Here is a 24,314-nt window from a genome sequence, read left to right on the forward strand (position 1 = left end):
GCGTAAGTACTAGACGCCGGTGCGCGGATTACGTGCGGTAATCGAATAGGGGCGGCCCGCCGGGTCCGTCATTTCGACCGTGTCCGGTACCTCGTCTTCACCGAAGCCGACATGGATGTCGTCGTTGCCCTCGCTGCCGTGGGTGGCCACGGCACCCCAGTCTTTGTGGCGCGAAAGTTCGTGAGCGACATCAGTTGCGGCAATCGATGGCAGGGCGCGGGTGGTGTCGCTGTCGCTCCGCCCGATCACCACCTGCAGCGACAGTCGCGGACTGTGATTGATGGCGAGTTCGTCAGCGCCGCCCAAATCGTCGAGAGTCCGGGCCGTGAGCTTGGCCCAGAAGGTCACCTCCGCTTCGAAGACTTCGTGCGGAACCTCGAATCGCAGTTGATCAACGATGCTGATGCCGCCGTCCGGCCAACGGATAGGCCGCGCACGTTCTGATTCGCCAGCCCAAGGAACCAAGCAAAAGACACCGCCTGCTGGCGACTGTAGGGTCACGAAGCCTTCGGGTGCACGGCGGAGAAGAGTCGCACCCAGTGTCTGCGCTTCGAGTGCGGCATCCTCCGGGGAATCGACGTGCAAGTCCAGGTGCATACCGCCGGGGCCATCGTTGACCCGTTGCACTCGCAGGTAGGGGTCGCCATGGAAGGGTTCGAGAGTCGCGAACTCCAGGTGCTCACCGCGGGGCGGGGAGACCGTGCTTCCGGAGATCGCACGCCAGAACGTGACCTCCTCACCAAAACTGGCGGCGGGCAGGTCGAAATAGGCGGTGATCCAGCGCACGTGCACTCCATCGATACTAGAGCGTTGTGAGCCGCCGAGAACCAACTCGCAAGTAGTACTTGAGAGTTTTATAGGCGTGTTGTCCCCAGGTTGTCCACAGATGGGATGGGGATAGATTTCCTGACATTTACCCTTCGGTAGTGCGGACTAAGGGTAAAAATCAGGACAACGGGAACCCCAATTGAGACGCCCGACACACAAATTTGCGCGTTTTCCTCTGCTTATCCACAAATCCACAGGACTGTCCACAGGGCTTGCTCGAGCTGTGGGTAACTGTGGATTGAATGTCATCTCACCAGCTGTGCATAAAAGTATGCATACTTACATAGTGAGTACCGGGTGTTGTGGCGACCGCCGCTGTGGTAGCGCAAACCGCTCCGAGCAAACCTCACGCAACCCGGAAACCCGAGATGGGAATCCTGTGCCGATTCGGGGGTTGTGGGACTATGGAACCGATGAGCATGGACGGAATCGAAACGGTAGATGTTGCCGACCTTCCCGACGACTTCAAGGGAATCGTCGACCAGGTGCTTCTGGACGTTCGAGAGAATGACGAATGGCAGGAAGCCCACGTTCGCGGTGCCCTCCACATTCCGCTCGACGACGTACCAGCGCGGATCGACGAAATTGATCTGGACGCCGAACTCCTCGTCATTTGCCGCACCAGCGGTCGGTCGTTCCGCCTCGCCCAGTACCTCGCCATGCGCGGTATCGCAGTCACGGTGGTTCGCGGTGGAATGGTGTCGTGGCAGTTGGCCGACAAGCCGTTCGATACCGGAACCGAAGGCATGTACGGGAGCGACGGCGCCTGATGCTCGACGTGTGTCCGTCCTGCCGAATCCAGGCACCGCACCGCCCCGGCCGGGCCGCCTGCCCGCGCTGCGGCGGACCGCTGCAGGTTGTTGATCAGGCGGGCCGGGCTCTCGCTCCCACAGCGGTACCGCCACAACGTGGCCAGTCGCACCAGCAGCAAGCGCGCCGACTCGCGCCCCGCCCCAACCTCCGATGGATCGCCGACCGGCCCGCCGAAGCACGACCGTCGCCGCGCCCAGCGCGCAAGACGGCGGCATTACCGACGCCGTCGTACCGGACGGTGCCCCGCTGGGGGCTGTCCGATTCGGTTCCCGCCGCGGCAGAAGGCCCACAAAGTCCGACGACCGAGCCTAAGGCGGCCTTAACGCGGGCTTTCGCGCTCACGACGTACATGCTGGGTGGGGCGGCCGTAGCGCATCTGATCCGGTACATCGTTGCCGTCGTCAACCGCTCGACGCCGATTCCGATGTGGCTCGACCTCTTAACCGGGGCCGCAGTGCTCGTCTTCGGAGTGTGCGCCGTCGTCGGCATGCTGTTTGCGCTCTACGCCTTTGTTCGCTGGCTGCTGGCTGAGCGGGCGCAGACTTTCGCGACCGCCAACCGCCTCGATCCACGCTCGACGCGCGGGCAAGTGCTGCTGTCGGCAATCCCGCTGGTGAACGTCGTTGGCGCGCCGCTGCTGCTAACCGAAGCAGCGATGTGTGATGGCGAATCCGCGGGTGCCGGTGAAACGCTGAAGTCGGTTGAACGGATCAAGCGGATCGCCCTCGCTTGGGCGGTTGTGAATTTCTTGGCGCTCCTCGCACTCGCCTACCGGATCGGCTCGTTGTTCAGTGACTCCGTACAGGTGAGCGCGGACGGCCTCGCCATCACCACCTTGTCGCTCGCTGTCTCTGCCGTCTTCGCGCACTGGGTGGCACCACGCCTGGTGACGATCTTCGACGGCTCCACCCGCAATAGCCGCCCCGAACGACGAATGGTGATCGCGTGAGCCCGAGTGGAATTTCCCGTTCCGGCAAGCCAGCCGTCGTCGCCCACCGTGGCGCGTCGGGTGAACTCGCCGAGCACACCCTGGCCGCCTACGACCTTGCGCTCTCGCAGGGGGCCGACGGTCTGGAATGCGATGTTCGTCTGACCGCCGACGAAGAACTCGTGTGTGTCCACGATCGCACCATCGACCGAACCTCGGACGGGGTTGGTGTGGTCAGCGAGATGACGCTGTCGCAGTTGCAGGAACACGACTTCGGGTCGTGGCATTCCAGCGGCAAGCCGGCATCTGTCCTGACGCTGCGCGAGCTATTGACGATGACTCTGGACTGGCATCGGCCGGTCCGACTGTTCATTGAGACCAAGCACCCGGTGCGCGTCGGCAGCCTCGTCGAATTGAAGTTGATGGAACTCCTGCGGGAGTTCGGGGTCGGATCGCCGCCGTCTGCCGATCATTCGCGGGCCGTCGTAATCTCGTTCTCGGCCGCCGGAGTGTGGCGCGTACGACGCACGGCGCCGATGCTGCCGACCATTCTGCTCGGTGATACGGCCCGCCTCATTGGCGGCACGGCGGCGACCGCCGTCGGTGCCACCGGCGTCGGACCGTCGATCGAGACGCTGCGGCTGCACCCCGATTTGGTAGATCGAGCGGCCGCCGCCGGGCGTGTCACATACGTCTGGACAGTCGACAGTCAGGAAGACGTCCAACTGTGCGCCGACCTGGGAGTCCGTTGGTTGGCGACCAACTATCCGGCCAAAGTTCGCGACTGGCTCGTGACCGTTGACTGACGTTGTGGGGCTCTCAGATGAGAAGCTAGTCCCATGGCAAAGAAGAGCAAGCGGGGCAGCGGCCCGCGTCCGGGAAGCAACCGTGCTGAGCGAGTAGCGGCACGCAAGATTCGCCAAGCCACCTCGTTGGCGGCACCTGTTCGCCCCTTCCGGGGACTGAAATCCGAATGCGATCTAGTGGCGATGCGTTCGTTCATTGCTTCGGCGACCGCCCAGGTGCCCTTTGCGAAGGGCTTCGACGCCGCGCACGAAGCCGACCTGGTAACCATTCTGCCGGGCGCTGTGCCAGCGGATGTCCGCCGTCGCAAGGCCGCCGTCATGGGTGAAAAGGGTGCCGTCGCAGGCGATTCCGACGGGATGGTGACGCAGGGCCTGGTGGCCCTGCAGACCAACCCCGAGCCGAGCGATCTCGTTGGATCCCTCACCGCAGCGCTCACCTGGGCAGCCGCAGCGAAGGAAGGCGACAAGTACACCGGGGAGCCCGCCGAATTCAGTCTCGGACAGATCATCGACCCGGATGCTGATCTCGAGATCGTCGTCTACGAGAATTTTGACTGGTGGTTCGCCGACGACAATGCGGCGCGGAATGAACTGGCGGAGATGTTGGAGCGCGCCAACGACTCCATCATGCCGACGGCACGACTGTTCCCCTCCAGCGGTGTCGGCGCCCCGTGGTGGGTCAACGCCGGCGATCGTGCCCACCTGCGTTGGGTGCGCCCGGAGGACGAGGACGATCTGATGAACGCCCTGGCCCGCGTCCATGCCGCAGGCCACCTGACGTTGGGGGAGGGGTCGAAATTTGCCGGGTCGTTCCGGACACACGGACTCATCGTTCCCGTGTTCGACGTCGACCCGGAAGCACACCATGAAGAGTGGCACGCCGCCGTCGAGACGCTAGATGGGCACCTAGCCGAAGCGCTGGCCGATACCTCGGATCTGACAGCAACGCAGCGTGGCTCGCGCGCCGGTATCACCGGGCGGCAAGTCACGCTGCGTTAGCGAATCGAGCTTTGCGTTCTACAGTTGCGGCTGGCGGCGATCGCTACAGGTTGCCGCCCGCCGCAGCTGGTTCGTTGGGATCGACGTTGCCCGCTGCCGAATTGACCTCGCGTTCGACGAACGCTTCGAGGTCGAAAATGTTGCCGTTGGAGCGTTCGGCAATGGTCTGCAACGTGGTGATGGTTGCGACTTCCTCAACCTGCTCTTTCAGGAACCACTGCATAAACTGCTCACCCAAGTAATCGCCGCTGTCGCGGGCCGCCTTCGCCAATGCGACGATCTGCTCGGTGACCTGCTTTTCCTGGGCGAGGGCCAGTTTGATGGGCTCCCGGAAATCGGCGAACGTGGTTGTGGGGGCGCTCGCCGCCGAGATTTCAACTGCCAGATCGCGGTCCAAAAAGTACTGGGTAATCATCATCGCGTGGTTACGCTCTTCCACTGACTGACGGTAGAAATGCTTCGCGAGCTGCGGCATGTCGTGGCTGTCGTAGTAGACGGCGACGGCAATGTACTGCTGGGAGGCGGAGAATTCGTTGCTGATCTGATCGTGCAACAGCTGCTGGAACGACGTGTGCGGCGTTTCGGTCATGGAGAGAGTGTAGAGGCGATCTGGAATGGCCGAATGCCGCGTACGAATAACAAAAGCGCGCTGCCCCTTGCGGGACAGCGCGCTTGCGTTCGCGACGCCTACTTGATGGGGCGCAGCGTTGCCGTCAGGTGCGGGTAGCCCTTGCGGCGGTTGAGGATCGACAGGTCGAATCCGCTGAAGTCACCCGAACCACCGTCGACCTTCGTGGTGTACATGTTCAACGTGGCGGGCAGCAGGATGGGCTTGCCGAACCGGACCGAGTAGTCGACGGCGGCGGGAAGCTGGGCTTCCACGTTTGCCAAGACTGCCGCGGCACTCCACATGCCGTGGGCGATAGCCGCGTTGAAGCCAAAGGCCTTCGCGGTCAGATCGGCCATGTGGATCGGATTGCGGTCGCCGGACGCCGCAGCGTACTGGCGAATCAAACCCAAGTCGACGCGAACCACCCGGTCGGGGGGTGGAGGCGTCACGTCCTTCGGGGCTGGGCCGCGTTCGCCGCCCGACAGGCTGGTGCGCTGCTGCTTAAGGAACGTGCACGTTTGACGAGCGACGAGCTCGCGGCCAACGTGAAACTCCGAAATCAGGTCGACAAACATGCCCTTGCGGTGCTCGCGCAGGTTTTCCGCGTGCGTTGAGATCGTCAACGGCTCGTCGACGCCGATCTCGCGGAACCGCTCGATCTTGTTCTCGACGTGCACCGAGCCGATGGCACCCATCGGGAAGTCCGACGCAGCCAACACGCTCATCACCAGTGGGAACTGCAACACAAACAGGTACGTCAACGGTACTTGCGTCCCGAACTGCATGCCGGTGGCCCGGCAGTAGTCCTTCAACTGTGCCGGGTCCACGCGCAAGTTCTCGATCCGGAAAACCGTGTCTGGAATCTTGGCGTCGGCGCTGATGGTGGCGGGCTTACCGATGACCGGGAGCATGGCGCTCACGATCTTCGGATACAGCTGGCCCGACGACGGCAGCGACTTCAGGGTGATGGTCTTACTCATCACGCACCCAGGAGGCTCTGACCGCAGACGCGGACAACGTTGCCGGTCACCGCGTTGCTCGCCGGGCTCGCAAAGTACGCAACGGTCTCGGCAACGTCGATGGTCTGGCCACCCTGCTGCAGCGAGTTCATCCGGCGACCAACCTCGCGGGTGGCGAGAGGGATTGCAGCGGTCATTGCGGTCTCAATGAAACCGGGGGCGACGGCGTTAATGGTGATGCCCGACTTGGCGAGGATCGGGGCGTACGTATCAACGAGGCCGATGACGCCAGCCTTCGAGGTGCCGTAGTTGGTTTGGCCGCGGTTACCGGCGATACCGGCGATCGACGAGACGTCGATAACCGAGCCGCCCTTGCGGAGTGCCTTGCGCTCGATGAGCACGTTGACCAGCGTCTGCGGTGCGATCAAGTTCACGGCGATGACCGAGTTCCAGCGGGCGTCGTCCATGTTGGCGAGCAGCTTGTCGCGCGTAATGCCTGCGTTGTTGACGATGATGTCGAGGCCGCCGTGGCGTTCCAGAACGTGGTCGGCAACCTTGGTGCCTGCGTCTTCAGCGGTCACGTCGAGGGGAAGCGCGGTACCCCCGACCTTGTTTGCGGTCTCGCTGAGGGCTTCGCCGGCGGCCGGGATGTCGGCGACGATGACGTGGGCACCATCGCGTGCCAAAACCTCAGCAATGGTGGCACCGATGCCGCGAGCGGCACCGGTGACGAGGGCAACCTTGCCCGCGAGGGGCTTGTCCCAGCTCTCCACGGCGGCAGCCTCGGCGTCGCCGACGCGAATCACCTGGGCGTCGACATACGTCGACTTCGCCGAGAGTAGGAAACGCAGGGTCGACTCCAGGCCGGACAGGCCAGCCTTGGCCTTGGGGGAAACGTAGACCAGCTGCGCGGTTGCTCCGTTGCGGAGTTCCTTGCCGAGCGAGCGAGTGAAACCTTCGAGGGCGCGCTGGGCGACGTGCTCGTTGGGGTCTTTGGTCAATTCGGGCGTGGTGCCCAGCACCACAAAGCGTGCCGAGTTGCCTGCCGAACGCATCTGCGGACCGAAGAACTCGAAGAGCTGTTCGAGTTCGGCGGGCGAGGTGATGCCCGTCGCGTCGAAGACCACGGCACCCAGCTTGTCCGCGCCGCGACTGCCAGCGTTGTTCTCGACAAGTGTGTAATCGTCACCGGCAGTGAGGATTTCGCGGATCGGTTCGACGAGGCGGCCGCTGCCGCCGAGGATTACCGGGCCGCCCAGGGCGGGCTGGCTAGCCGAGTAGCGCCGCAGGGTCGGGGGCTGCGGGAGGCCAACGCGCGAGGCGATGAACGCGCCGGGGCCGCTGTTGACGATGGACGAATACAGATCGGTGTTGCCTGCCACGACAGTCTCCTTGTGTGGTCGATTGAAAACGTGCTTCCGGTGCCGCGAAGCTACCGGTCCTGCCTGAGACCTTAAGCGCGAGCCGCTGCGGTTTTGTAGTCCGCGCGACTGTGACAAGTGCCGCAGGCCTCAGGGGTCGACAATGAACTTACTCGTGAGTAAGAATACTCTCAAGGTCGATCCTGTCGACATGTAAGAAATGTCGGTCACTCGACATAATCAAATTCCAGGAGTAGCTCGTGGCCTCGTACACGCCCCGCAAGCCGGAAACCCGCCAGCAGCGTCCGGTCGCCATCCTCGGTGGCAACCGCATCCCGTTTGCTCGCCAGGACCGCGCATACGCCAGCGCCAGCAATCAGGACATGTTCACCGCAGCCCTGCAGGGCCTGGTGAGTCGTTTCAACCTTCAGGGTGAGCAGCTCGGCATGGTCGCCGGCGGTGCCGTCCTGAAGCACTCGCGTGACTTCAACCTGATCCGCGAGTCGGTGCTCGGCTCATCGCTGTCGCATTACACGCCCGCCATGGACGTGCAGCAGGCGTGCGGTACCGGCCTGCAGGCCATCCAGATCGTTGCCGATGGCATTGCCAACGGTCGCTACGACTCGGCAGTCGGCGGCGGCGTCGACACCACATCCGATGCACCGATCGGTGTCTCCGAGGCCATGCGTCGCCAGATGCTCGAAGTGAACCGCGCGAAGTCGACACCCGAGCGCATCAAGGCCGCCCTCGGCCTGGTGTCGAAGCTGGGTATCGAGATCCCCCGCAACGGTGAGCCACGCACCGGCATGTCGATGGGCGATCACGCCGCCATTACCGCCAAGGAATTTGGCATCGCCCGCGCCGACCAGGACGAACTGGCTGCCGCCAGCCACCAGAAAATGGGTGCTGCCTACGAGCGCGGCTTCTTCGACGACCTCATCACCCCGTTCATGGGCCTCACCCGCGACGAGAACCTGCGCCCCAACTCCTCGGTCGAAAAGCTCGCCACCCTCAAGCCGGTCTTCGGCGTTGGGCTTGGCGACGCCACCATGACCGCGGGCAACTCAACGCCGCTGACCGACGGTGCGTCGACCGTTCTGCTGTCGACCGACGAGTGGGCCGCCGAGCATAAACTGCCTGTCCTGGCCTACCTCCGCGACACCGAGACCGCAGCCGTCGACTACGTGAACGGGCCCGATGGCCTGCTGATGGCTCCCACCTACGCGGTGCCCCGACTGCTCGAGCGCAACGGCCTGACCCTGCAGGACTTCGACTTCTACGAGATCCACGAGGCCTTCGCTTCGGTGGTGCTCTGCACGCTGCAGGCGTGGGAGTCGGAAGAGTACTGCACCGAGCGTCTCGGCTTGAAGGGGGCGCTGGGTTCCATCGACCGCGCGAAGCTCAACGTCAACGGCTCGTCGCTGGCGGCAGGTCACCCGTTCGCTGCGACCGGTGGCCGCATCATTGCGCAGGCCGCTAAGCAAATTCAGGCTAACGGTGGCGGTCGTGCCCTTGTTTCGATTTGTGCCGCGGGCGGCCAGGGCGTCACCGCGATCGTCGAAGGCTAGCTCACCGCATCCAAAAGCCCCGGTCAATGCTGCTGATTAATAGCGCTGACCGGGGCTTTTGTGGATCTGGCGAGAATTCTCAAAAAGATTTCACAAGATGTGTAACGCCAGTTACGGTCTCACCTATATACCGAGTAGCTCCAGCTGAACCGCCAGACCCCCGACCCGGCGGTACAGCTGGAGCGATTCATTCCCGCTAGGATTAAATAGTTGTGACCCCTCCCGACGATCGTTCCGACGTGCGCAGGTGGATCGTTCGCGGTCTCCTCGGCGCTGTCTTATTCGTCGGTGTCGTCTTCGGAATCGACGCGATCATGACCAACGGTCATACCGCGCGCGGCGCGCAGATCGCCGAGTTCGATCTCGGAAACCTCGACAAGGATCAAGCGCGCGCGAAGCTCCAAGCCCTCACCGTCGCCTCGCACGCACCTGTGCTGGTGCAGACGAATTCCGGCTCCGTACGTATCGACCCGGATCAACTCGGTGCGGCTTTTGATGTCGACGGGACGCTTGAGCGGCTGTTGGATCAGCCGCGTAATCCGTGGGACAGGCTCCTCGGGATGGTCGGGATCAAACGCGCGGTGGCTCCGGTTGTTGTCCTCGACGACGCCAAGTTCAACGCCGCTCTCGACGCCAACCGGTCAGAACTGGAGAAGGCGGCCGTCGAAGGAGGCGTCCATTACGACGGTCTCACAGCAGTCGGCGACTTCCCGTCGAAGGGCTTGCGGATTCAGCGTGAGGCCGCGAAGCAGACCATCGCCGACAGCTGGCTCAGTGGGCACCCCATCACCCTGGAGATGGAACCGTTCTCGCCCACTGTTTCCGCGGAGACGGTTCAAGCGGTGCTCGACGGACCGGCGCAGCACGTCACCGCATCGCCGATTCCGCTCGCCGGGCGCGGTTCTCGAGTCATCGTTTCGGCCCGCGAGGCTGGCGCCCTGGTCAGCTTTGTTCCGGACGGCAAGGGCGGGCTGAAACCGCATGTCGATCCGAAGAATGCCAAGGCCCTGCTGGGGGATCGCGCCGCAAAAACCGAATCGGCGCCGGTTAATGCCTCGTTCAGGCTGACCGGCGGAAAGCCCACGGTTATTGGATCCACCGAAGGTGCGTCAGTGAACTGGGCGGCGACGGCCGACTCAATTGCCGCACTTTCCGTGGCACCCGACAAGCGGTCGGGCGAGGTGGCATACACCGTCACCAAACCGAAGGTCGACACCAAGCGGGCGAAGAAGTTGGGCGTCAACGAGGTTGTTTCCGAATTCACCACCGGCGGCTTCAGCGGTCCGTCTGGCGAGAACATTCGCCTTGTCGCCCAACAGGTCAACGGGGCGCTGGTATTGCCAGGTCAGACGTTCTCGCTCAACGGGTACACCGGCCCGCGGGGATCTGCTCAGGGTTACGTGGAGTCCGGGATTATCGACCACGGGCGGCCCTCGAAGGCCGTTGGCGGCGGTATCTCGCAGTTCGCCACGACCCTCTACAACGCGGCGTACTTCGCGGGCTTGGAAGACGTGGCGCACACCGAGCACGCCTACTACATCTCCCGGTATCCGGAGGCTCGAGAGGCGACGGTCTTTGAAGGACTGATTGACCTGCAGTTCAAGAACAACACCCCGTACGGGATCGTCATTGATACGTCGTGGAGTCCGTCGGAGGTGACCGTCCGCATGTGGAGCACCAAGACGGTGGAAGTCGAGTCCGTGACCGGGGCGCGGACCGATCCCACATCACCAACGACAGTCGACGTCGCCGCTTCTGACAACTGCGTTCCCAGCAGCGGACAGGGCGGATTTACCGCGTCGGATACGCGAATTATCCGCAGTATTAAGACCGGTCGAGAGACGTACCGGCATACCCGCACGGTGAAGTATGCGGCTGAGCCGATTGTCCGCTGCCGGTAGGGAACCCCCTGCTGTGCTCGCTGTCACCCCGCGATAAGCTCGCGGTCATGGATATTAATGGAGCAAGTGCAATTGTGACCGGCGGTGCGTCGGGTATCGGTGCGGCTTCGGCACGCCGGCTCGCAGCCCGCGGTGCCAAGGTCGTCATCGCCGACCTCAAGGCCGAAGACGGCGAAGCCCTGGCCAAGGAGATCGGTGGCGCTTTCGTTGCCGTCGACGTCACCGACACCGCCCAGATTGAGGCAGCCATCGCCAAGGCTGTCGAGCTTGGCCCGCTGAAGGCCGTCGTCAACTCGGCCGGTATCGGCTGGGCACAGCGCACCATCGGCAAGGATGGCGAGTTCGCTTCGGCGCACAACCTGGACCTGTACAAGAAGGTCATCGCGATCAACCTGATCGGCACCTTCGATAGCGTTCGCCTGTCGGCCACCGCCATGAGCCGCAATGAGCCCAACGAGAACGGCGAACGCGGTGCGATCGTCAACCTCGCTTCGGTCGCGGCCTTCGACGGCCAGATCGGCCAGGCTGCGTACTCGTCGTCGAAGGGCGGCGTTGTCGGCATGACCCTGCCCGTCGCACGTGACCTGTCAGCTTCCGGCATTCGCGTCAACTGCATCGCACCCGGACTCATCGACACCCCGATCTACGGTTCGGGCCCCGAGTCGGAGGCCTTCAAGGCCAAGCTGGGCGAGTCGGTCCTGTTCCCGAAGCGCCTCGGCGTGCCGGACGAGCTGGCATCGATGGTCGAGGAGCTCATCACGAACTCTTACATGAACGCCGAGGTCGTCCGCGTCGACGGCGGCATCCGGATGCCACCGAAGTAGCGGATCGGAACCGCAGACAGAATCGAACGGCGCGAACCTCTCGGAGGTTCGCGCCGTTTCGTCTGCGGTGGGGCAGTTCTCGCTCAGCTCAGAACGTAGGTGCCGGGAGCGGCTGTCAGCGGCGGATTGGCCGCGCTGCCCATCGTCGGCGGCGCCTGCAGCTCACCGGCGCGCGGGGTGTACCAGCGGACCCAGTCCTCCCACCAGGAGTTCTCCTGGACGGTCGCGGCCTCGCGCCACGCGTTGGGATCGGCAGGCATGACCTCCTGCTTCGGCGACTCGGGATCGCCCACGGCTGCCGTCCAGCTCCGCTTGTTGGGTGGGTTCACGATCCCGGCGATGTGCCCGCCGTTCGACTGAACATAGCGGACGCCGTCACCGAACAATCGGGCGCCAGCATACGACGATGTCCACGGGACCACATGATCGTTGATCGCGCCGACCACGTAGACCTCGCCCGAGAACGCGCGGAGATCGACGGGCTCGCCACAGATCTCGAACTCGCCCTTGGCGAGCAGATTCTCCGCGTACAGCTGGCGCAGGTATTGGATGTGCATCGTTGCGGGCATGTTGGTCGCATCTTCGTTCCACGCGAGCAGATCGAATGCCGGTGGCTCCTCGCCGAGCATCCAGCGTGACACCCAATAGTCGAAGATCAGGTCGTTGGCGCGCAGGATGTCGAAGGTGTCGGCCATCGACGACCCGGGCAGATAACCGCGTTTGGCCATCAGCGTCTCGAGTTTGTCGAGGGTGTCCGGATCAGTCATCAGGCCGAGCTGACCGGGATCGGAGTAGTCAAGGAGGGTGTTGATCAACGTCAGGTCACCAATGCGCTCGTCGCCGGTGCCGGCTGCGATCGCCGACATCGCGCCACCGAGGCAGACCGCCGTCAGATCTACTTTGGGGGCTCCGGTGATCTCTTGAATCACGTCGAGGGCAGATCGGATGCCGAGCTCGAGGTAGTCGTCGAAGCTCACCGAACTCATGCTCGCGTCGGGGTTGCGGTACGAGATCGCGAACACCGTGCGTCCGTGCTGGACGGCCCACTCGATGAGGCTCCGCCCCGGAGCCAGATCCATCACGTAGTACTTGTTGATCCAGGGTGGGCTGGCCAGCATCGGCACCGCGTGAACCTCGTCGGTCTGCGGCGCGTACTGGATGAGCTCCATCAACTCGTTCCGGTAGACCACCTGGCCCGGGGTGCAGGCCATGTTCTCGCCCACGGTGAAGGCGTCCATGTCGACGCGGAGCGGCTTTCCGTTGCGGGTAGCCACATCGGACAGTGCGTGCTGTGCGCCGCGGACCAGCGACTTGCCGCCGGTAGTGATGGCCTTGATCAGGACATTCGGATTCGTGAAGGGTGAGTTGTAGGGAGACCACGCATCCCACACCATCTCGACGAACGCCCGGGCCTTGGCGGTAGTCGCGGCGTCGTCGCCAGCGAGGTCGATGAGATCGAGAGCATAGCTGCGGGCGGCGAAGTAGCTCTCGACGATCGTGTAATACGCGGGGTTCTCGTGCCATACGGCATCGGAGAATCGTCGGTCGCGCGCCGATTCCGGGCATCGGGGAGCGTCGCCGAGTCCGAAAGTCACGCGCGTCGCGGCGCCGGGGATCCGGCTCACACGTGAGGCGAACTCGCCGGTGACACGGGCGATGCCTTGCGGGTTCTTGGCCGACGCGCCGACGGTGCGGATAGTCGCCTCCAGAAATCCGACGGGATCGATCTCGGCGCTGAGTCGGTTAACGAGAGAGTTCTTCATTTCCTGCTTCGCTGGTAGTGGTTCGCGGATGTACGGGGAGGGCGTCGGAGGCGTGTGGTCAGCCGATGTCGCCGAGGTAGCGCATGATCATCTCGGCAACGCACACCGGTCGTTCCACACCCTCGGCGGTGAACGTCAGCGCGGCGGTGAGCTGCCACCCTCCGGGCACCTCGTCGACGCTGAGGACTCGCGCCGAGGCGCTCACTTCAGAACCGACTGGAACGGGGGCGGGGAAGCGCACCTTGTTGAGCCCGTAGTTGATGACCTGAGCGGCGTCGCCGACGTCGAGGAGGTCCCAGAACAGCGGGACGGTCAGCGACAGCGTGAGGTATCCGTGCGCGATGGTGGTCCCGAACGGGCCGTCCTTTGCCCGCTCTGGGTCGACATGAATCCACTGGTGATCGCCGGTGGCGTCGGCGAATGCATTCACCTGCTCCTGAGTGATGCGGATGCGCTTCGACGTACCGAGTTCCTGACCTGTCAGTGACGGGAGTTCGTCGATACGGAGCTTCCGATTCGCGGTGGGAGTGAGGTTGTCGCCTGAGTTGGTCACATTGTCCTAACATTAAAGATCCGACAGATATCGACTATTCGCATATGTGCGCGAATGGAATTCAGGTCGGCGAAAATATGCTTCCGACTGCCCTTCCGGGGGGCTTGGAATATTCGACGAATACTCGACCTGATGAATTCAATCTAGGTGATTTAAATGCCGGGCGCCAGGTTATGTGAGGTATCTGACTGATGAAATCAGATCGTCATCTGCGCTGCTCACGGGTCAGATATGTGGGGCGTGTGCGCCAATTGCGGCACACCTAGCGTCCTACTCGCGAGTAGATCTATAGGTACTCGCAAGTAGGGTTCTCTAGAGAAAGTCTCGTAATTTCTTTCCTTTTAATCGAGCGCTTTCAATTGCGATTAGGGAGAGTCGCGAAAAGTGCTGTGCGACGCACGAATTCGCCGACCGATGCGGATCATCGGTCGGTCGGGATACGCTTCATCCATGCGAAACCTAGTGATGTCGGTGATCGGTGACGATCGTCCCGGACTGGTCTCGGCGTTGGCCGACGCCATCGCGGCGAACGGGGGTAACTGGGAACGTAGTCAGCTGGCCCAGCTCGCCGGAAAGTTCGCCGGGATCGTGGTGGTCACTGTGCCGCAGGATCGATCCGGGGCGCTCATCGCCGCCGTCACCAATCTCGAGGGACTCCTCGAAGTCGATGTGCATTCCGCCGGCAATGCGGCGGTCCGTGCGGGCGAGTGGACCTCGCTCGCGATCGGGGTGTTGGGCAACGATCGGCCGGGCATCGTTCACGAGCTGTCCGCTGCGCTCAGTGCGAGCGGTGTCTCGATCGAGAAGATGACCACCGGGACGCGCGAGGCCCCGATGGCCGGAGGGATGCTCTTCGAGGCACAGATGGAGGTGCTGATTCCGCCGGATGTCGACGCCGCGGCGATCCGTGCGGACCTCGAGCGCATCGCCGAGGAGCTGCTGGTGGATCTGGGTATCGCGGACGACTGAAGTCCGACTGTCTGTGGTGCGTTAGGCCACGGGTTGCCGCGCCTCGATATCATTGGCCCATGAACGACAGGGACTTCCAGCCGCTGTCGCTGGGTGAGCTCATCAGGACTCAGCGCGAGCTGACGGCGATGCCTATGCGCAAGCTCGCCGAGATGGTCGGGATCTCGAATCCGTACCTGTCCCAGATCGAGCGGAACCTTCGCGAGCCCAGCGACCGGGTGCTCGAAGCCATCGCCGATAAGCTGCACCTATCGGCGGATTCGGTGGCGGCGTCGACCCGGAAGTCGGATCAAGAGGGGCGGTCGGAGGTGGTCTCCGCGATTCGGCGGGATCCGGATCTCACGCGTGCTCAGCGTGACGCCTTGGAAGAGATGTACGAGACCTTCGCCGAACTCACCATCGCCAATCGGCGACGCGGGTCGGCGAAGGTCGACGACTGACGTCGATCTGAACGCGAACGGCGCGCACCCGTGGTGGGTGCGCGCCGTTCGGTGTGTGCGACGTCGCGACGTCGAAGCTCGGTGCTGTTACGCGAGGACCGAGCGGGCGGCGGTGACGCCGGTGGCGTTGAGGTCGCCGATCAGCTTGGTCTGCGCGGCGACGAAATCGTCGATGGCGGCGAAGCCGGTGCTGCCCACGAACTTGTTCTGGAACTCGAGAACGGTGCCGACCGACTTCTCGTAGATGTCGATCGATGCGAGTGCGCTCTGCTTGGCAGTGGTCAGAAGTGCGGCCTGAACTTCTTCGACCTGCTTGGTGGAGGTGTCGATGGCGTCGGTGACCTTGTTTGCGGCGCTCTGTGCGGCCATGGTGTTCTCCTTGGTTGGAAGGTGCGGTTCGGGTGATCCGCGCTTACGTTAACAAGTTAGCACGACGAGTGCTAACTGTCTGGGTGACGTCGATCACCCGGGCCGACTTCTGCCGCGGATCTCATAGTTGGAGTTGGTCCTGCCGCCCTGGAGGGGGTGTGCCATGTCAGCTTCCGAGATAATCAGCTCGCCGTCGAAACAGCGAGACAGGATGAAGCGTGCGCAAGGCGGCGAGGTCGCACCCTTCAAACGGTACAGCGCCCCACCGCGATGCGGTGGGGCGCTGAATCACTTCGATCAGAATGCGGCGACGTCGAGTTCCATGATGTCGTTGTCGACGTTGTGGTCGATGACCTGGCGAACCGAGGTCAGCAGCGGGAGCATGTTCTTCGCGAAGAAGACGCCCGAGGCAACCTTGCCCTCGTAGAAGGCCTTGTCGTCACCGGAAGCGCCAGCGTTCAGCGCAGCCTGGGCGACGGAAGCCTGGCGAAGCAGCAGCCAGCCGATCAGGAGGTCGCCGACGGCCATCAGGAAGCGCACCGAGGCGGTTCCGATGAGGTAGAGCTTCTTCGGGTCTTCCTGCGCGGACATTAGCCAGCCGGTCAGCTTGGCGGCCATTGCCTGAACATCCTCGTTGGCGGTCTTCAGCAGCGCGCGCTCAGCGTCAAAGCCCTGGCCGTTGTCGATGAAGTCCTGGATCTGGCCGGCGATGTGACCCAGCGCAGCGCCCTTGTCGCGAATGATCTTGCGGAAGAAGAAGTCCTGCGCCTGGATGGCAGTGGTGCCCTCGTACAGCGAGTCGATCTTCGAGTCGCGGATGTACTGCTCGATCGGGTAATCCTGCAGGAATCCCGACCCACCGAAGGTCTGGAGCGACTCGGTCAGCTTCTCGTAGGCGCGCTCGGAACCAACACCCTTGACGATCGGGAGCAGCAGGTCGTTGACCTTGTGTGCCATCTCGGCGTCGGCGCCCGAAACGATGTTCGCGGACACCGGGTCCTGGTGCGACGCGGTGTACAGGTACACCGCACGCAGACCTTCTGCATACACCTTCTGGGTCATCAGTGCGCGACGAACGTCCGGGTGGTGCGTGATGGTGACGCGCGGGGCGGCCTTGTCCGTCATCTGGGTCATATCAGCACCCTGGACACGCTCCTTGGCGTACTCAAGGGCGTTCAGGTAGCCGGTCGACAGCGTCGAGATGGCTTTGGTGCCAACCATCATGCGAGCGTGCTCGATGACGTCAAACATCTGGCCGATGCCCGAGTGGACCTCGCCGACGAGCCAGCCGACGGCCGGGGTGCCGTGGATGCCGAAGCTGACTTCGCAGGTCGACGACGCCTTGATGCCCATCTTGTGCTCGACGTTGGTGACGAATGCGCCGTTGCGGTCGCCGAGTTCGCCGGTCTCGTGATCGAAGTGGAACTTCGGGACGAAGAACAACGACAGTCCCTTGGTGCCGGGGCCAGCACCTTCGGGGCGAGCGAGAACGAGGTGGAAGATGTTCTCGGTCATGTCCTGGTCGGCCGAGGTGATGAAGCGCTTCACACCCTCGATGTGCCAGGTGCCGTCTTCCTGCTTGACGGCCTTGGTGGTGCCTGCGCCAACGTCCGAACCGGCGTCGGGTTCGGTCAGCACCATGGTGGCGCCCCAGCCGCGCTCGGCGCAGATGGCAGCCCACTTCTTCTGCTCGTCGGTGCCGTTGTCGTAGAAGATGTTCGCGAAGCCAGAGCCCGCGGCGTACATGAAGACGGGCGGGTTGGCGCCGAGGACCATTTCGCCCATTGCCCAGTACAGCGAGCGCGGTGCGGGGAGGCCACCGAGTTCTTCGTCGATGCCAACCTTGTCCCAGCCGCCGTCGATGAAGGCGTGGTAGCTCTTCGCGAACGACTCGGGGATGGTGACGGTGTGAGCGTCGGCGTCGAAGACCGGCGGATTGCGGTCGGCGTCCGCGAACGAATCCGCGATCACGCCTTCGGAGAGGTTCTTCACTTCGCGCAGCATGTCGACGGCGGTGTCGTGATCGAGGTCGCCGAACTCGCCGGACGCGAGCACCTTGTCGAGCTCGTACATCTCGAAGAGGTTGAAGTGCAGGTCGCGCAGGTTGGACTTGTAATGGCCCATGATTTTCCTAACTCGCAGTTCTAAGTGGTCGTCCGGCTAAGTTACTTGCCGGTAACCCTTGACACGATACCGTCGTCAACTCGTGGGTACAACATCGGAGAATGTGGTTCCGCTAACAACTGCAAGCGCAATGTCAGTGTGACCGCAGGTACTCCAGGTCGGCGGCGATCCCCTCGGCTGGTGTCTCCAACACCCCCGGTGCTCCAGCCGTCTTCATTAGTTCGGCGAGTACCTCCGTGTCGATCTGGCCGGACTCCAGGTTGGCGTGACGATCCCGTCCGGAATCGAATTCGTCGCGCGAATTATTCAGGTGAATGAGGTCAATGCGGCCGGTAATGGCCTTGATCCGCTCGGTGAGTCCGACGAGGTCTTCGCCGCCGGCCCAGGCGTGGCAGGTGTCGAGGCAGAATCCGGCCTCGGCAAAATCGCCCACCGCATCCCACAGCCGCTCAATCGACTCGAGTGTTCGCGCCATGGCGTGATCGCCGCCAGCAGTGTTCTCGATGAGGATCGGAAGACCGAAACCGCCCTTGTCTGCTTGACGCTCAAAGAGCTTGCGCCAGTTCGCAAATCCCTCAGCCGCATCTTCGCCGTCTTTGAGGTGTCCGCCGTGCACCACGAGTCCAATCGCACCGAGTTCCACCGCCGCCGCTGCCTGCTGCTCAACGGCCTTCCGGGAAGGCATGCGCAACCGGTTATTGAGGCTCGCGACGTTAATCATGTAGCTGGAATGCACGACCACGTCGATCGGTGAGGCTTTGATCTCTTCCGCATGTGGATGGGGGACGGGCTTCTTCCACCCCTGCGGATCGGTGACGAACATCTGAAAGATGTCGATACCGAGGGCCTCGGCGGTGGCGACGGGATTCTCGTCCTGGCGAAGATGGGCTCCGACACGCATGGATCCAGCCTACTTGTGTCAGGTTGATGAAGGCGGATGTCAGGTGGATGAATGTCTGACAAACGTTCTATAGAGTGCGGCATTGTGGAGCAGCAGCCGATTCCGGTCATCGAGGAGCGTGTCCGGAACTACGCACTGATCCGCCGAGTTTTGCTGACCCTGTGGGCAACGGCCCTGGTCATTTACTTTTGGGTGGCGGGAATTGCCGCTGACCGCACCAGCCTGATCTTCTTCCTCGCCTTCGGTATGGCCGCAGCCACGGTGGGGCGACGCCGCGTCAGCACCATTCTGATCGACTGGTTGCCGTTTGTGCTGATCCTGATGCTGTACGACTGGACTCGCAATGTGGCGGTTTGGTTGGGAATGCGGACCCACTGGCTGTTGGCCCCCGACGTCGATAAATGGATGTTCGGCGTCAATCCGACAGTCTGGCTGCAGTCGCACCTGAAGGAAGCGTCCCCGCCGTGGTGGGAAGTGATCGTCAGCGTCGTCTACATGTCGTATTTCATCGTCCCGTACGCCACCGCGGCCGTCCTGTGGGTCCGCGACCGAGCGGTGTGGCGACGCTTCGCCGTCTGCTTTATCGCGGTGTCGTTTTTAGGGTTGATCGGGTACACGCTGGTGCCCGCTGCGCCGCCGTGGGCTGCCGCAAAATGCACGGTGGCCCAGGTGGCCGACGGTCCGCACGACCCGCCGTGCATGTACCAGCCAGCCGGCCCCGTCGAGGGGAACCTGCTCGGGGAAGTGGAACCGCACCACCCGGGTGCCGCGCCGTATGTGGAACGAATCTCCGACCGCGGTTGGCGGGTGATCGGCCTCGACCTGGTGCTGCGGGCCGTGACCTTGGGGCAGTCAAAATCGAATCTCGTCGCCGCCATCCCCTCGTTGCATGCCGGTTTGACGATGCTGTTGGCCCTGTTCATGTGGCCGCGCAGCAGATGGCTGGGCAAGACCATCTTCACCGGCTACGCGTTCGCGATGGCGTTCGCTCTCGTCTATACCGCCGAGCACTACGTTTTCGACATCATTTTGGGTTGGGCGTTGGCTGGCGCGGTGTACACCGCATACCGGCTGATCGACGCCCGCATCGTATTGCCGCGGAACGCGCGGAAGGCCGCCGAGCGCGAACTGGCCGCTAACCCAACCGGTCGAACTGAGGCTCAGTCTCAATCGTGATCGGCACGCCCGCGGCGATCAGCAGGCGAGTTTCCGCCTCGCTGCCCGGGTACAGGCTTAACCATTCATGGCCGCTGCTACCACTGGCGTAAACATTCGTCAGGGCGCGATCTAAGCGCGCCTGTGTTTCTCGGGTGATGATGAAACGTCGGTCCCCGTACCTGAGATATCTGTTCGTCACGGCTGCCTCCGGAAAGTAACCCCCATCAGCCCGAACACTACTGTGCGACGGCCCGCCGCACCGCTAATTCGGGGCCTCCGCCCGTCCCGCATTTCTGTCACGAAACGACCAAACTGACACCAATCGTCCCTTTTGGTGACGGTTGTGCAGATTCGATCCCCGGTTCTGTGACAGAAAAGGGGGAAATTCTCCGGCTCTTAGCTCATCTCTGTGGTCCGCAGCGAGTGCGGGTTCACCTTCGTGAAGTCGATCATCGCGGCCGTGTTGTCGATAGCGGTCACGAGGCCGATGCCAAACTTGCCGTGCTCGTCGTACAGGTTCGCGGTCCCGACCGACAGGCCCGAATCTTCGATGTGCGAATCGGCTTCGAGACCGAGGCGAAGACCTTCCGGGAGACGGGCGATGGCGACCGTCAGATCGCAGTTGATGAAGCCGATCCCGCCGTCGCCGCTGTTGGTGACGAGGCTGGTCGATTCGGCAAGTATGACTGCCCGCTGGAACGGGGTGGGGGCGACGTCCTCGACCGGATTGAACGGGCGATTGAAGATCCGCAGCCGATCGGTGTTCTGCGAGTCGGACATCGAGCGCGACCACTCGCGATCGCCCGACTGGAACCACGCGCGGTAGCTTTCCCTGTCGTCCTCATCCTCATCCGGGGGAGTGAACACATCGGTTCCCTCGGGTCGAACCCATCGGCCGCCGGGCGGATTGGTCCCTTGCTTCAGGAAAACGACATTGCCTTGCGCGACCAGAATCTCGTTGTCGTCGACGTCGTATTGCAGCACCGAAACTTGGACCACGCGGATGCGATTACCGTCGCGCAGCATCGTGGTGGTGGTTGCCGTGGGGAGACGATGTGCGCTCTTGAACAATTCGATGGTGAATCGAGCCGGGGCGAATCCCTCACGGCTGCCAAAGTTCTCGGCCGCATAGGCGGCGATGGCGCAAATAGCGGGGCCGTTCAGGGTGTCGGGGCCCCACAGGCCGAGAGCGTAGGGCGTTGGGTCATATCGACCGTCGTCACCTACCGTGAAGAAGCTCTTATCTGACATACCGGCTCACGCTACGCTGCGAGCATGACCTCAGACGCCACGACATCACCCGCATCGCCGTCTCGATTGCCGAATGACGCGGTCGACGCGGTTCGCACGTTCATTATCTTCAGTGCTCTCGTCGGCATCGCCCTGGGAATCGCGGCCCTGGTGTGGCCGAAGGCGTCGCTGATGGTGGTGGGCGTGCTGTTCGGAATCGCGCTGATTGTGGCCGGGGTGATGCGCTTGTTTGCCGCGTTCGCGTTGACGCGGGCACCGTCGTCGCTGCGGCTCCTGCTGGGTGTCTTCGGTGCCGTCATCTTGGCGGCCGGTGTCCTCGCCACCATCAATCCGTCGGGGTCGCTGGTTCTGCTCGGTGTGTTTATCGGCATCGGCTGGATCGTCACTGGTTTTCAGGATCTGTTCGGGGCCCCGTTGACGGTGACCGTGACCCCACGCTGGATGGTGATTGCGGCTGGCGTGCTGTGGATTCTCGCCGGTATCGCGATGATCGTTCTACCCGCGGTGGCAACTCTGGGAACCATCCTGTGGATCCTGGCGGTTCTACTGATCGTCGTCAGCGTCATTACCCTCGTCACCGTCCCGAAGAAAGTGACGAAGTTGGCCGAGGGCCGATAGCTCGCCCGGTGCGACCTAGGCGGTCATCGCCAAGCCGTCGAGGGTGATGGTCGGTTCGGAATTCTGCTTGTCCGACAGTCGGTCCGTCCACGACCCGAGAACGTTCAACAGTTCATCGGTGTGGCGGAGGGTGACGCCGTCGACGATGCCCTTCCACACGAGGGCGGCGGGCCGGACGGCGGGAACGGCAGCGGCCGCACCAATCAGTCGACGTGCACCGGCAGCATCGGAGTCCCACATGGCGTCGGCGGTGGTGAGATACAGGTTGATAGCCGAACTCAGGTCGCGCAGGTGCATCATTGCCCACGCCCAATGCTTGGCGACATCGACGGTGGTGGCCTGACCGCGACCCAGGGTGCGGACGTACTTGCTGTGGAGTTCACTGCACAGCAGGGTGGAGTCGCTCCACAGTTCCAACTTCGACATGCATCGGACGCTGTTGTGAACGGCGTCGAGGTATTTCACCGAGTAGGGACCTTCGCGGCGCGACCGGATTTCGCGCAAGACCGAGAAGCTGGCGAGTGCGCTCGTGAAATCGCCGGCGTCGTAGTCGGCGTGGGCTTGGTCGTTCAACTCGTCGAGCATGCCCCAATGGTCCCCGGATTAGTCGATTTCCGCAGCGTAATGGGGCTTTCGTTATGATTGCTGTTGTGGCACAACAGACTCGGGACCTAAGCAAGTGGGCGCTGCTGAGTATTGTCGCGTCGATCGTGGTGATCGCGCTCAAGGTGGCGGCCTGGCAGTTGACCGGTTCGGTGGGTTTGCTCTCCGACGCCGCCGAGTCAGTCGTGAACCTGGTGGCTGCCGTGGTGGCCTTCTTTGCTTTGCGAATTGCGGCGAAACCGGCCGACGACGATCACAACTTCGGGCACGTCAAGAGCGAGTACTTCTCGGCGGTCATTGAGGGCGTCATGATTGTGGTCGCTGCCATCGTCATCATTGCCGTTGCGGTGGAACGACTCATCAACCCGCGGGAGCTGGAATCGGTGGGGATCGGTTTGGCCGTCTCGGTTGTTGCCTCCATCGTCAACGCGGCGGTTGCCTGGCAGTTGATTCGGGTTGGTCGCCGTTTCCGTTCCCTCACGTTGGAAGCTGACGGCAAGCACCTGATGACCGATGTGTGGACCACGGCGGGGGTCATCGCCGGGGTGGCACTGGTGGCGTTGACCGGATGGATCGTCCTCGACCCGGTGATTGCCATCGTCGTTGCCATCAACATCGTGTTTGTCGGCTACCGGCTGATTAAACGGTCGACGATGGGCTTGATGGATGCGGCCATCCCCGAGGAAGAGCGTGCCAAGGTCGACGCTGTCCTCGATAGCTTCCGGACCGATGGCGTCGACTTCCACGATGTTCGGACCCGCGAGGCTGGCCACATCCGATTCGTCCAACTTCACATGCTGGTTCCGGGCGCGTGGAGTGTGCAGGAAGGCCACGACCTCCTCGAGAAGGTCGAGGGCCAATTGCACGCGCAGATCGAAGATGTGGTTCCCACCATTCATCTGGAACCGATTGAGGATCCGCGGAGTTACGAATCGTGGCGACGCTAGCGGGACCCGTCGCCTTTGCGACATCCTGACGCTCGCACGTATTAGCCTTGAAGTCATGAGCGAGTACGAGCAGGACGACTCCGACCAACTGCAGCCGGAAGACACCCTGGACGACACAGAACTGGGCGACGTGCTCGACCGCGGCTTCTCGCCGCCCGATTACGAGCCCGCAGCGCATCCCGAGCACGAGGACCTCGATCAGCGACTTGCGGGTGAGATTCCCGACGTGGCGGTCGACGACGACGAAGACCCCGACTTTCCCGAGAGTGACGAGGTCGGTCGCGTTCGCGCGGGGCGCCTGGTTGCGCCGGATGAAGGATTTGGTCCCGACGTCGACAATCAACTGTTGGCGACGGACGCGGGAATCGACGGTGCGGGCGCGTCTGCCGAAGAAGCGGCCATGCACGTCATCGGAGATGAGTAACTAGCAAATATGGATCGCGATCGTTTAGTTGATGTGGGTGTCGCGTTGGTCTCGCGTTTCGGTGCGAAGGCACTGAGCTTGACCTCGGTGGCACGGCAGGCCGGGGTAGCGCGGGCCACCGCCTACCGGATGTTTGGTGGCCGCGATGCGCTGGTCGACGCCATCATGTCCCGCGAAATGGAACAACTGCGCCAGCAGATGCTGCAGTGGGGGGCCGACCAGCCCGACCCGGCAATGCGGATCCGCGAACGTGTCAAGGGATCGCTCGCCTACATCCGTGAACACGAAGCGTTGCAGTACGTACTGCGTAACGAGCCCGAGGAAGTGGTGCGGGCGCTGATCAGCCCGGCACCGGAAGCCTCGGATAAGGCCTCGCACCGGTCGTTGATTGGGATGATCACGGATACGGCGGTCCCGGATGTCCGCGATGACGAAGCGGCCGTGCTGTACCCGAGCGTGCGCGGCGGTAGCGAGTTCATGGTCCGAATCGTCTACTCCTGCATGCTGGTTCCGGAGTCGTCGATGACCGACGACGAGATCGCCGACCTGGTGGTGCGCGCCGTCGTTCGGTGATCGGGTTCCACCCAGTACGCTCGT

At 63.0% G+C, this 24,314-nt stretch carries 26 protein-coding genes; 14 read left to right on the forward strand and 12 right to left on the reverse strand.

Annotation, left to right across the window (positions count from 1 at the left end; translation table 11 throughout):
- Window positions 1-9 precede the first annotated feature (9 nt).
- Complete coding sequence (locus tag AC1L34_RS15125; RefSeq protein WP_424325493.1) at window positions 10-792, reverse strand: VOC family protein; 783 nt, start codon at window positions 790-792, stop codon at window positions 10-12.
- Window positions 793-1,247: 455 nt separating this feature from the next.
- On the opposite strand from AC1L34_RS15125, the gene AC1L34_RS15130 reads away from it, so the two are divergent.
- Genes AC1L34_RS15130 through AC1L34_RS15145 form a run of 4 tightly spaced genes read left to right on the forward strand, consistent with a single transcriptional unit; the run spans window position 1,248 to window position 4,374 of the window.
- A complete protein-coding gene (locus AC1L34_RS15130; RefSeq protein ID WP_424294478.1) occupies window positions 1,248-1,598 on the forward strand; it encodes a rhodanese-like domain-containing protein in 351 nt (116 codons plus the stop codon).
- A complete protein-coding gene (locus AC1L34_RS15135; protein WP_424294476.1) occupies window positions 1,598-2,590 on the forward strand; it encodes a DUF4328 domain-containing protein in 993 nt (330 codons plus the stop codon). Before AC1L34_RS15130 ends, AC1L34_RS15135 begins: the two co-directional genes overlap by 1 nt.
- Window positions 2,587-3,375 (forward strand): glycerophosphodiester phosphodiesterase, encoded by a 789-nt coding sequence (locus AC1L34_RS15140; protein ID WP_424321968.1) that lies wholly within the window; start codon window positions 2,587-2,589, stop codon window positions 3,373-3,375. Before AC1L34_RS15135 ends, AC1L34_RS15140 begins: the two co-directional genes overlap by 4 nt.
- A 33-nt stretch (window positions 3,376-3,408) precedes the next feature.
- Window positions 3,409-4,374, forward strand: coding sequence for a DUF5926 family protein (locus AC1L34_RS15145; protein WP_424294330.1), 966 nt, complete (start codon window positions 3,409-3,411; stop codon window positions 4,372-4,374).
- A 43-nt stretch (window positions 4,375-4,417) separates the two neighbouring features.
- Here AC1L34_RS15145 and AC1L34_RS15150 read toward each other — a convergent pair whose 3' ends face one another.
- From AC1L34_RS15150 to AC1L34_RS15160, 3 genes are all read right to left on the reverse strand, one after another.
- Window positions 4,418-4,963, reverse strand: coding sequence for a ferritin (locus AC1L34_RS15150; RefSeq protein ID WP_424294329.1), 546 nt, complete (start codon window positions 4,961-4,963; stop codon window positions 4,418-4,420).
- Between the two features lie 98 nt (window positions 4,964-5,061).
- The gene (locus AC1L34_RS15155; protein ID WP_424294328.1) at window positions 5,062-5,964 is read right to left on the reverse strand and encodes a MaoC/PaaZ C-terminal domain-containing protein; all 903 of its coding nucleotides are present in this window, start codon (window positions 5,962-5,964) and stop codon (window positions 5,062-5,064) included.
- On the reverse strand, window positions 5,964-7,325 hold the full coding sequence (locus tag AC1L34_RS15160; protein ID WP_424294327.1) for a 3-oxoacyl-ACP reductase: 1,362 nt from the start codon (window positions 7,323-7,325) through the stop codon (window positions 5,964-5,966). Before AC1L34_RS15160 ends, AC1L34_RS15155 begins: the two co-directional genes overlap by 1 nt.
- A 239-nt stretch (window positions 7,326-7,564) precedes the next feature.
- Between AC1L34_RS15160 and AC1L34_RS15165 the strand changes: the two genes are divergently transcribed.
- The 3 genes from AC1L34_RS15165 to AC1L34_RS15175 all read left to right on the forward strand — a co-directional run bounded on the left by AC1L34_RS15165 (window position 7,565) and on the right by AC1L34_RS15175 (window position 11,597).
- On the forward strand, window positions 7,565-8,872 hold the full coding sequence (locus tag AC1L34_RS15165; protein ID WP_424294326.1) for an acetyl-CoA C-acetyltransferase: 1,308 nt from the start codon (window positions 7,565-7,567) through the stop codon (window positions 8,870-8,872).
- A gap of 212 nt (window positions 8,873-9,084) precedes the next feature.
- Window positions 9,085-10,773, forward strand: a complete 1,689-nt coding sequence (locus tag AC1L34_RS15170; RefSeq protein ID WP_424294325.1) for a VanW family protein — start codon at window positions 9,085-9,087, stop codon at window positions 10,771-10,773.
- A 47-nt stretch (window positions 10,774-10,820) separates the two neighbouring features.
- Window positions 10,821-11,597 (forward strand): SDR family NAD(P)-dependent oxidoreductase, encoded by a 777-nt coding sequence (locus AC1L34_RS15175; RefSeq protein WP_424294324.1) that lies wholly within the window; start codon window positions 10,821-10,823, stop codon window positions 11,595-11,597.
- Between the two features lie 83 nt (window positions 11,598-11,680).
- Here AC1L34_RS15175 and AC1L34_RS15180 read toward each other — a convergent pair whose 3' ends face one another.
- Window positions 11,681-13,360 (reverse strand): PHA/PHB synthase family protein, encoded by a 1,680-nt coding sequence (locus tag AC1L34_RS15180; protein WP_480034878.1) that lies wholly within the window; start codon window positions 13,358-13,360, stop codon window positions 11,681-11,683.
- A 58-nt stretch (window positions 13,361-13,418) separates the two neighbouring features.
- Window positions 13,419-13,913 carry a MaoC family dehydratase gene (locus AC1L34_RS15185; protein WP_424323381.1) on the reverse strand — a complete coding sequence of 165 codons (495 nt, stop codon included), beginning with the start codon at window positions 13,911-13,913 and terminating at the stop codon, window positions 13,419-13,421.
- 450 nt (window positions 13,914-14,363) lie between these two features.
- On the opposite strand from AC1L34_RS15185, the gene AC1L34_RS15190 reads away from it, so the two are divergent.
- Entirely contained in the window at window positions 14,364-14,882 is a 519-nt protein-coding gene (locus tag AC1L34_RS15190; RefSeq protein ID WP_480034879.1) for a glycine cleavage system transcriptional repressor, read from the forward strand.
- 59 nt (window positions 14,883-14,941) lie between these two features.
- Entirely contained in the window at window positions 14,942-15,322 is a 381-nt protein-coding gene (locus tag AC1L34_RS15195) for a helix-turn-helix domain-containing protein (protein ID WP_480034880.1), read from the forward strand.
- A gap of 87 nt (window positions 15,323-15,409) precedes the next feature.
- Here the strand turns inward: AC1L34_RS15195 and AC1L34_RS15200 are convergent, their stop codons facing one another.
- The 3 genes from AC1L34_RS15200 to AC1L34_RS15210 all read right to left on the reverse strand — a co-directional run bounded on the left by AC1L34_RS15200 (window position 15,410) and on the right by AC1L34_RS15210 (window position 18,716).
- Window positions 15,410-15,691: a hypothetical protein gene (locus tag AC1L34_RS15200; protein WP_424322306.1), complete on the reverse strand. Its 282-nt coding sequence runs from the start codon at window positions 15,689-15,691 to the stop codon at window positions 15,410-15,412.
- 297 nt (window positions 15,692-15,988) lie between these two features.
- Window positions 15,989-17,815 carry an acyl-CoA dehydrogenase gene (locus tag AC1L34_RS15205; protein ID WP_424293361.1) on the reverse strand — a complete coding sequence of 609 codons (1,827 nt, stop codon included), beginning with the start codon at window positions 17,813-17,815 and terminating at the stop codon, window positions 15,989-15,991.
- A gap of 133 nt (window positions 17,816-17,948) precedes the next feature.
- Window positions 17,949-18,716 carry a deoxyribonuclease IV gene (locus AC1L34_RS15210; protein ID WP_424293362.1) on the reverse strand — a complete coding sequence of 256 codons (768 nt, stop codon included), beginning with the start codon at window positions 18,714-18,716 and terminating at the stop codon, window positions 17,949-17,951.
- Between the two features lie 51 nt (window positions 18,717-18,767).
- Here AC1L34_RS15210 and AC1L34_RS15215 point away from each other — a divergent pair, with 51 nt between their 5' ends.
- A complete protein-coding gene (locus tag AC1L34_RS15215; RefSeq protein ID WP_424293363.1) occupies window positions 18,768-19,892 on the forward strand; it encodes a phosphatase PAP2 family protein in 1,125 nt (374 codons plus the stop codon).
- Here the strand turns inward: AC1L34_RS15215 and AC1L34_RS15220 are convergent.
- Both AC1L34_RS15220 and AC1L34_RS15225 read right to left on the reverse strand, forming a co-directional pair.
- The gene (locus AC1L34_RS15220; RefSeq protein ID WP_424293364.1) at window positions 19,852-20,073 is read right to left on the reverse strand and encodes a hypothetical protein; all 222 of its coding nucleotides are present in this window, start codon (window positions 20,071-20,073) and stop codon (window positions 19,852-19,854) included. The genes AC1L34_RS15215 and AC1L34_RS15220 overlap by 41 nt on opposite strands.
- 197 nt (window positions 20,074-20,270) lie before the next feature.
- Window positions 20,271-21,125: an acyl-CoA thioesterase domain-containing protein gene (locus AC1L34_RS15225; RefSeq protein ID WP_424293365.1), complete on the reverse strand. Its 855-nt coding sequence runs from the start codon at window positions 21,123-21,125 to the stop codon at window positions 20,271-20,273.
- Window positions 21,126-21,149: 24 nt separating this feature from the next.
- On the opposite strand from AC1L34_RS15225, the gene AC1L34_RS15230 reads away from it, so the two are divergent.
- The gene (locus tag AC1L34_RS15230; protein WP_424322305.1) at window positions 21,150-21,743 is read left to right on the forward strand and encodes an HdeD family acid-resistance protein; all 594 of its coding nucleotides are present in this window, start codon (window positions 21,150-21,152) and stop codon (window positions 21,741-21,743) included.
- 15 nt (window positions 21,744-21,758) lie between these two features.
- On the opposite strand, the gene AC1L34_RS15235 is transcribed toward AC1L34_RS15230, so the two are convergent.
- Window positions 21,759-22,328 carry a hypothetical protein gene (locus tag AC1L34_RS15235; protein ID WP_424293367.1) on the reverse strand — a complete coding sequence of 190 codons (570 nt, stop codon included), beginning with the start codon at window positions 22,326-22,328 and terminating at the stop codon, window positions 21,759-21,761.
- A gap of 65 nt (window positions 22,329-22,393) precedes the next feature.
- On the opposite strand from AC1L34_RS15235, the gene AC1L34_RS15240 reads away from it, so the two are divergent.
- Genes AC1L34_RS15240 through AC1L34_RS15250 form a run of 3 tightly spaced genes read left to right on the forward strand, consistent with a single transcriptional unit; the run spans window position 22,394 to window position 24,290 of the window.
- Window positions 22,394-23,293 (forward strand): cation diffusion facilitator family transporter, encoded by a 900-nt coding sequence (locus AC1L34_RS15240; RefSeq protein ID WP_424293368.1) that lies wholly within the window; start codon window positions 22,394-22,396, stop codon window positions 23,291-23,293.
- Window positions 23,294-23,348: 55 nt separating this feature from the next.
- The gene (locus AC1L34_RS15245) at window positions 23,349-23,717 is read left to right on the forward strand and encodes a DUF5709 domain-containing protein (protein ID WP_424293369.1); all 369 of its coding nucleotides are present in this window, start codon (window positions 23,349-23,351) and stop codon (window positions 23,715-23,717) included.
- A gap of 9 nt (window positions 23,718-23,726) precedes the next feature.
- Window positions 23,727-24,290 carry a TetR/AcrR family transcriptional regulator gene (locus tag AC1L34_RS15250; protein ID WP_424293370.1) on the forward strand — a complete coding sequence of 188 codons (564 nt, stop codon included), beginning with the start codon at window positions 23,727-23,729 and terminating at the stop codon, window positions 24,288-24,290.
- Window positions 24,291-24,314: the final 24 nt, after the last annotated feature.

The organism is Gordonia sp. 34D (assembly GCF_056682775.1).

Bases quoted from the DNA above. Each gene is read 5' to 3' on its own strand.
- AC1L34_RS15145 (WP_424294330.1), top strand. From the start codon at position 3,409: ATGGCAAAGAAGAGCAAGCGGGGCAGCGGCCCGCGTCCGGGAAGCAAC.
- AC1L34_RS15215 (WP_424293363.1), top strand. From the start codon at position 18,768: ATGTCTGACAAACGTTCTATAGAGTGCGGCATTGTGGAGCAGCAGCCG.
- AC1L34_RS15155 (WP_424294328.1), bottom strand. From the start codon at position 5,964: ATGAGTAAGACCATCACCCTGAAGTCGCTGCCGTCGTCGGGCCAGCTG.
- AC1L34_RS15205 (WP_424293361.1), bottom strand. From the start codon at position 17,815: ATGGGCCATTACAAGTCCAACCTGCGCGACCTGCACTTCAACCTCTTC.
- AC1L34_RS15250 (WP_424293370.1), top strand. From the start codon at position 23,727: ATGGATCGCGATCGTTTAGTTGATGTGGGTGTCGCGTTGGTCTCGCGT.
- AC1L34_RS15135 (WP_424294476.1), top strand. From the start codon at position 1,598: ATGCTCGACGTGTGTCCGTCCTGCCGAATCCAGGCACCGCACCGCCCC.
- AC1L34_RS15175 (WP_424294324.1), top strand. From the start codon at position 10,821: ATGGATATTAATGGAGCAAGTGCAATTGTGACCGGCGGTGCGTCGGGT.
- AC1L34_RS15235 (WP_424293367.1), bottom strand. From the start codon at position 22,328: ATGCTCGACGAGTTGAACGACCAAGCCCACGCCGACTACGACGCCGGC.
- AC1L34_RS15245 (WP_424293369.1), top strand. From the start codon at position 23,349: ATGAGCGAGTACGAGCAGGACGACTCCGACCAACTGCAGCCGGAAGAC.
- AC1L34_RS15190 (WP_480034879.1), top strand. From the start codon at position 14,364: ATGCGAAACCTAGTGATGTCGGTGATCGGTGACGATCGTCCCGGACTG.
- AC1L34_RS15195 (WP_480034880.1), top strand. From the start codon at position 14,942: ATGAACGACAGGGACTTCCAGCCGCTGTCGCTGGGTGAGCTCATCAGG.
- AC1L34_RS15230 (WP_424322305.1), top strand. From the start codon at position 21,150: ATGACCTCAGACGCCACGACATCACCCGCATCGCCGTCTCGATTGCCG.
- AC1L34_RS15180 (WP_480034878.1), bottom strand. From the start codon at position 13,360: ATGAAGAACTCTCTCGTTAACCGACTCAGCGCCGAGATCGATCCCGTC.
- AC1L34_RS15200 (WP_424322306.1), bottom strand. From the start codon at position 15,691: ATGGCCGCACAGAGCGCCGCAAACAAGGTCACCGACGCCATCGACACC.
- AC1L34_RS15150 (WP_424294329.1), bottom strand. From the start codon at position 4,963: ATGACCGAAACGCCGCACACGTCGTTCCAGCAGCTGTTGCACGATCAG.
- AC1L34_RS15210 (WP_424293362.1), bottom strand. From the start codon at position 18,716: ATGCGTGTCGGAGCCCATCTTCGCCAGGACGAGAATCCCGTCGCCACC.
- AC1L34_RS15130 (WP_424294478.1), top strand. From the start codon at position 1,248: ATGGACGGAATCGAAACGGTAGATGTTGCCGACCTTCCCGACGACTTC.
- AC1L34_RS15225 (WP_424293365.1), bottom strand. From the start codon at position 21,125: ATGTCAGATAAGAGCTTCTTCACGGTAGGTGACGACGGTCGATATGAC.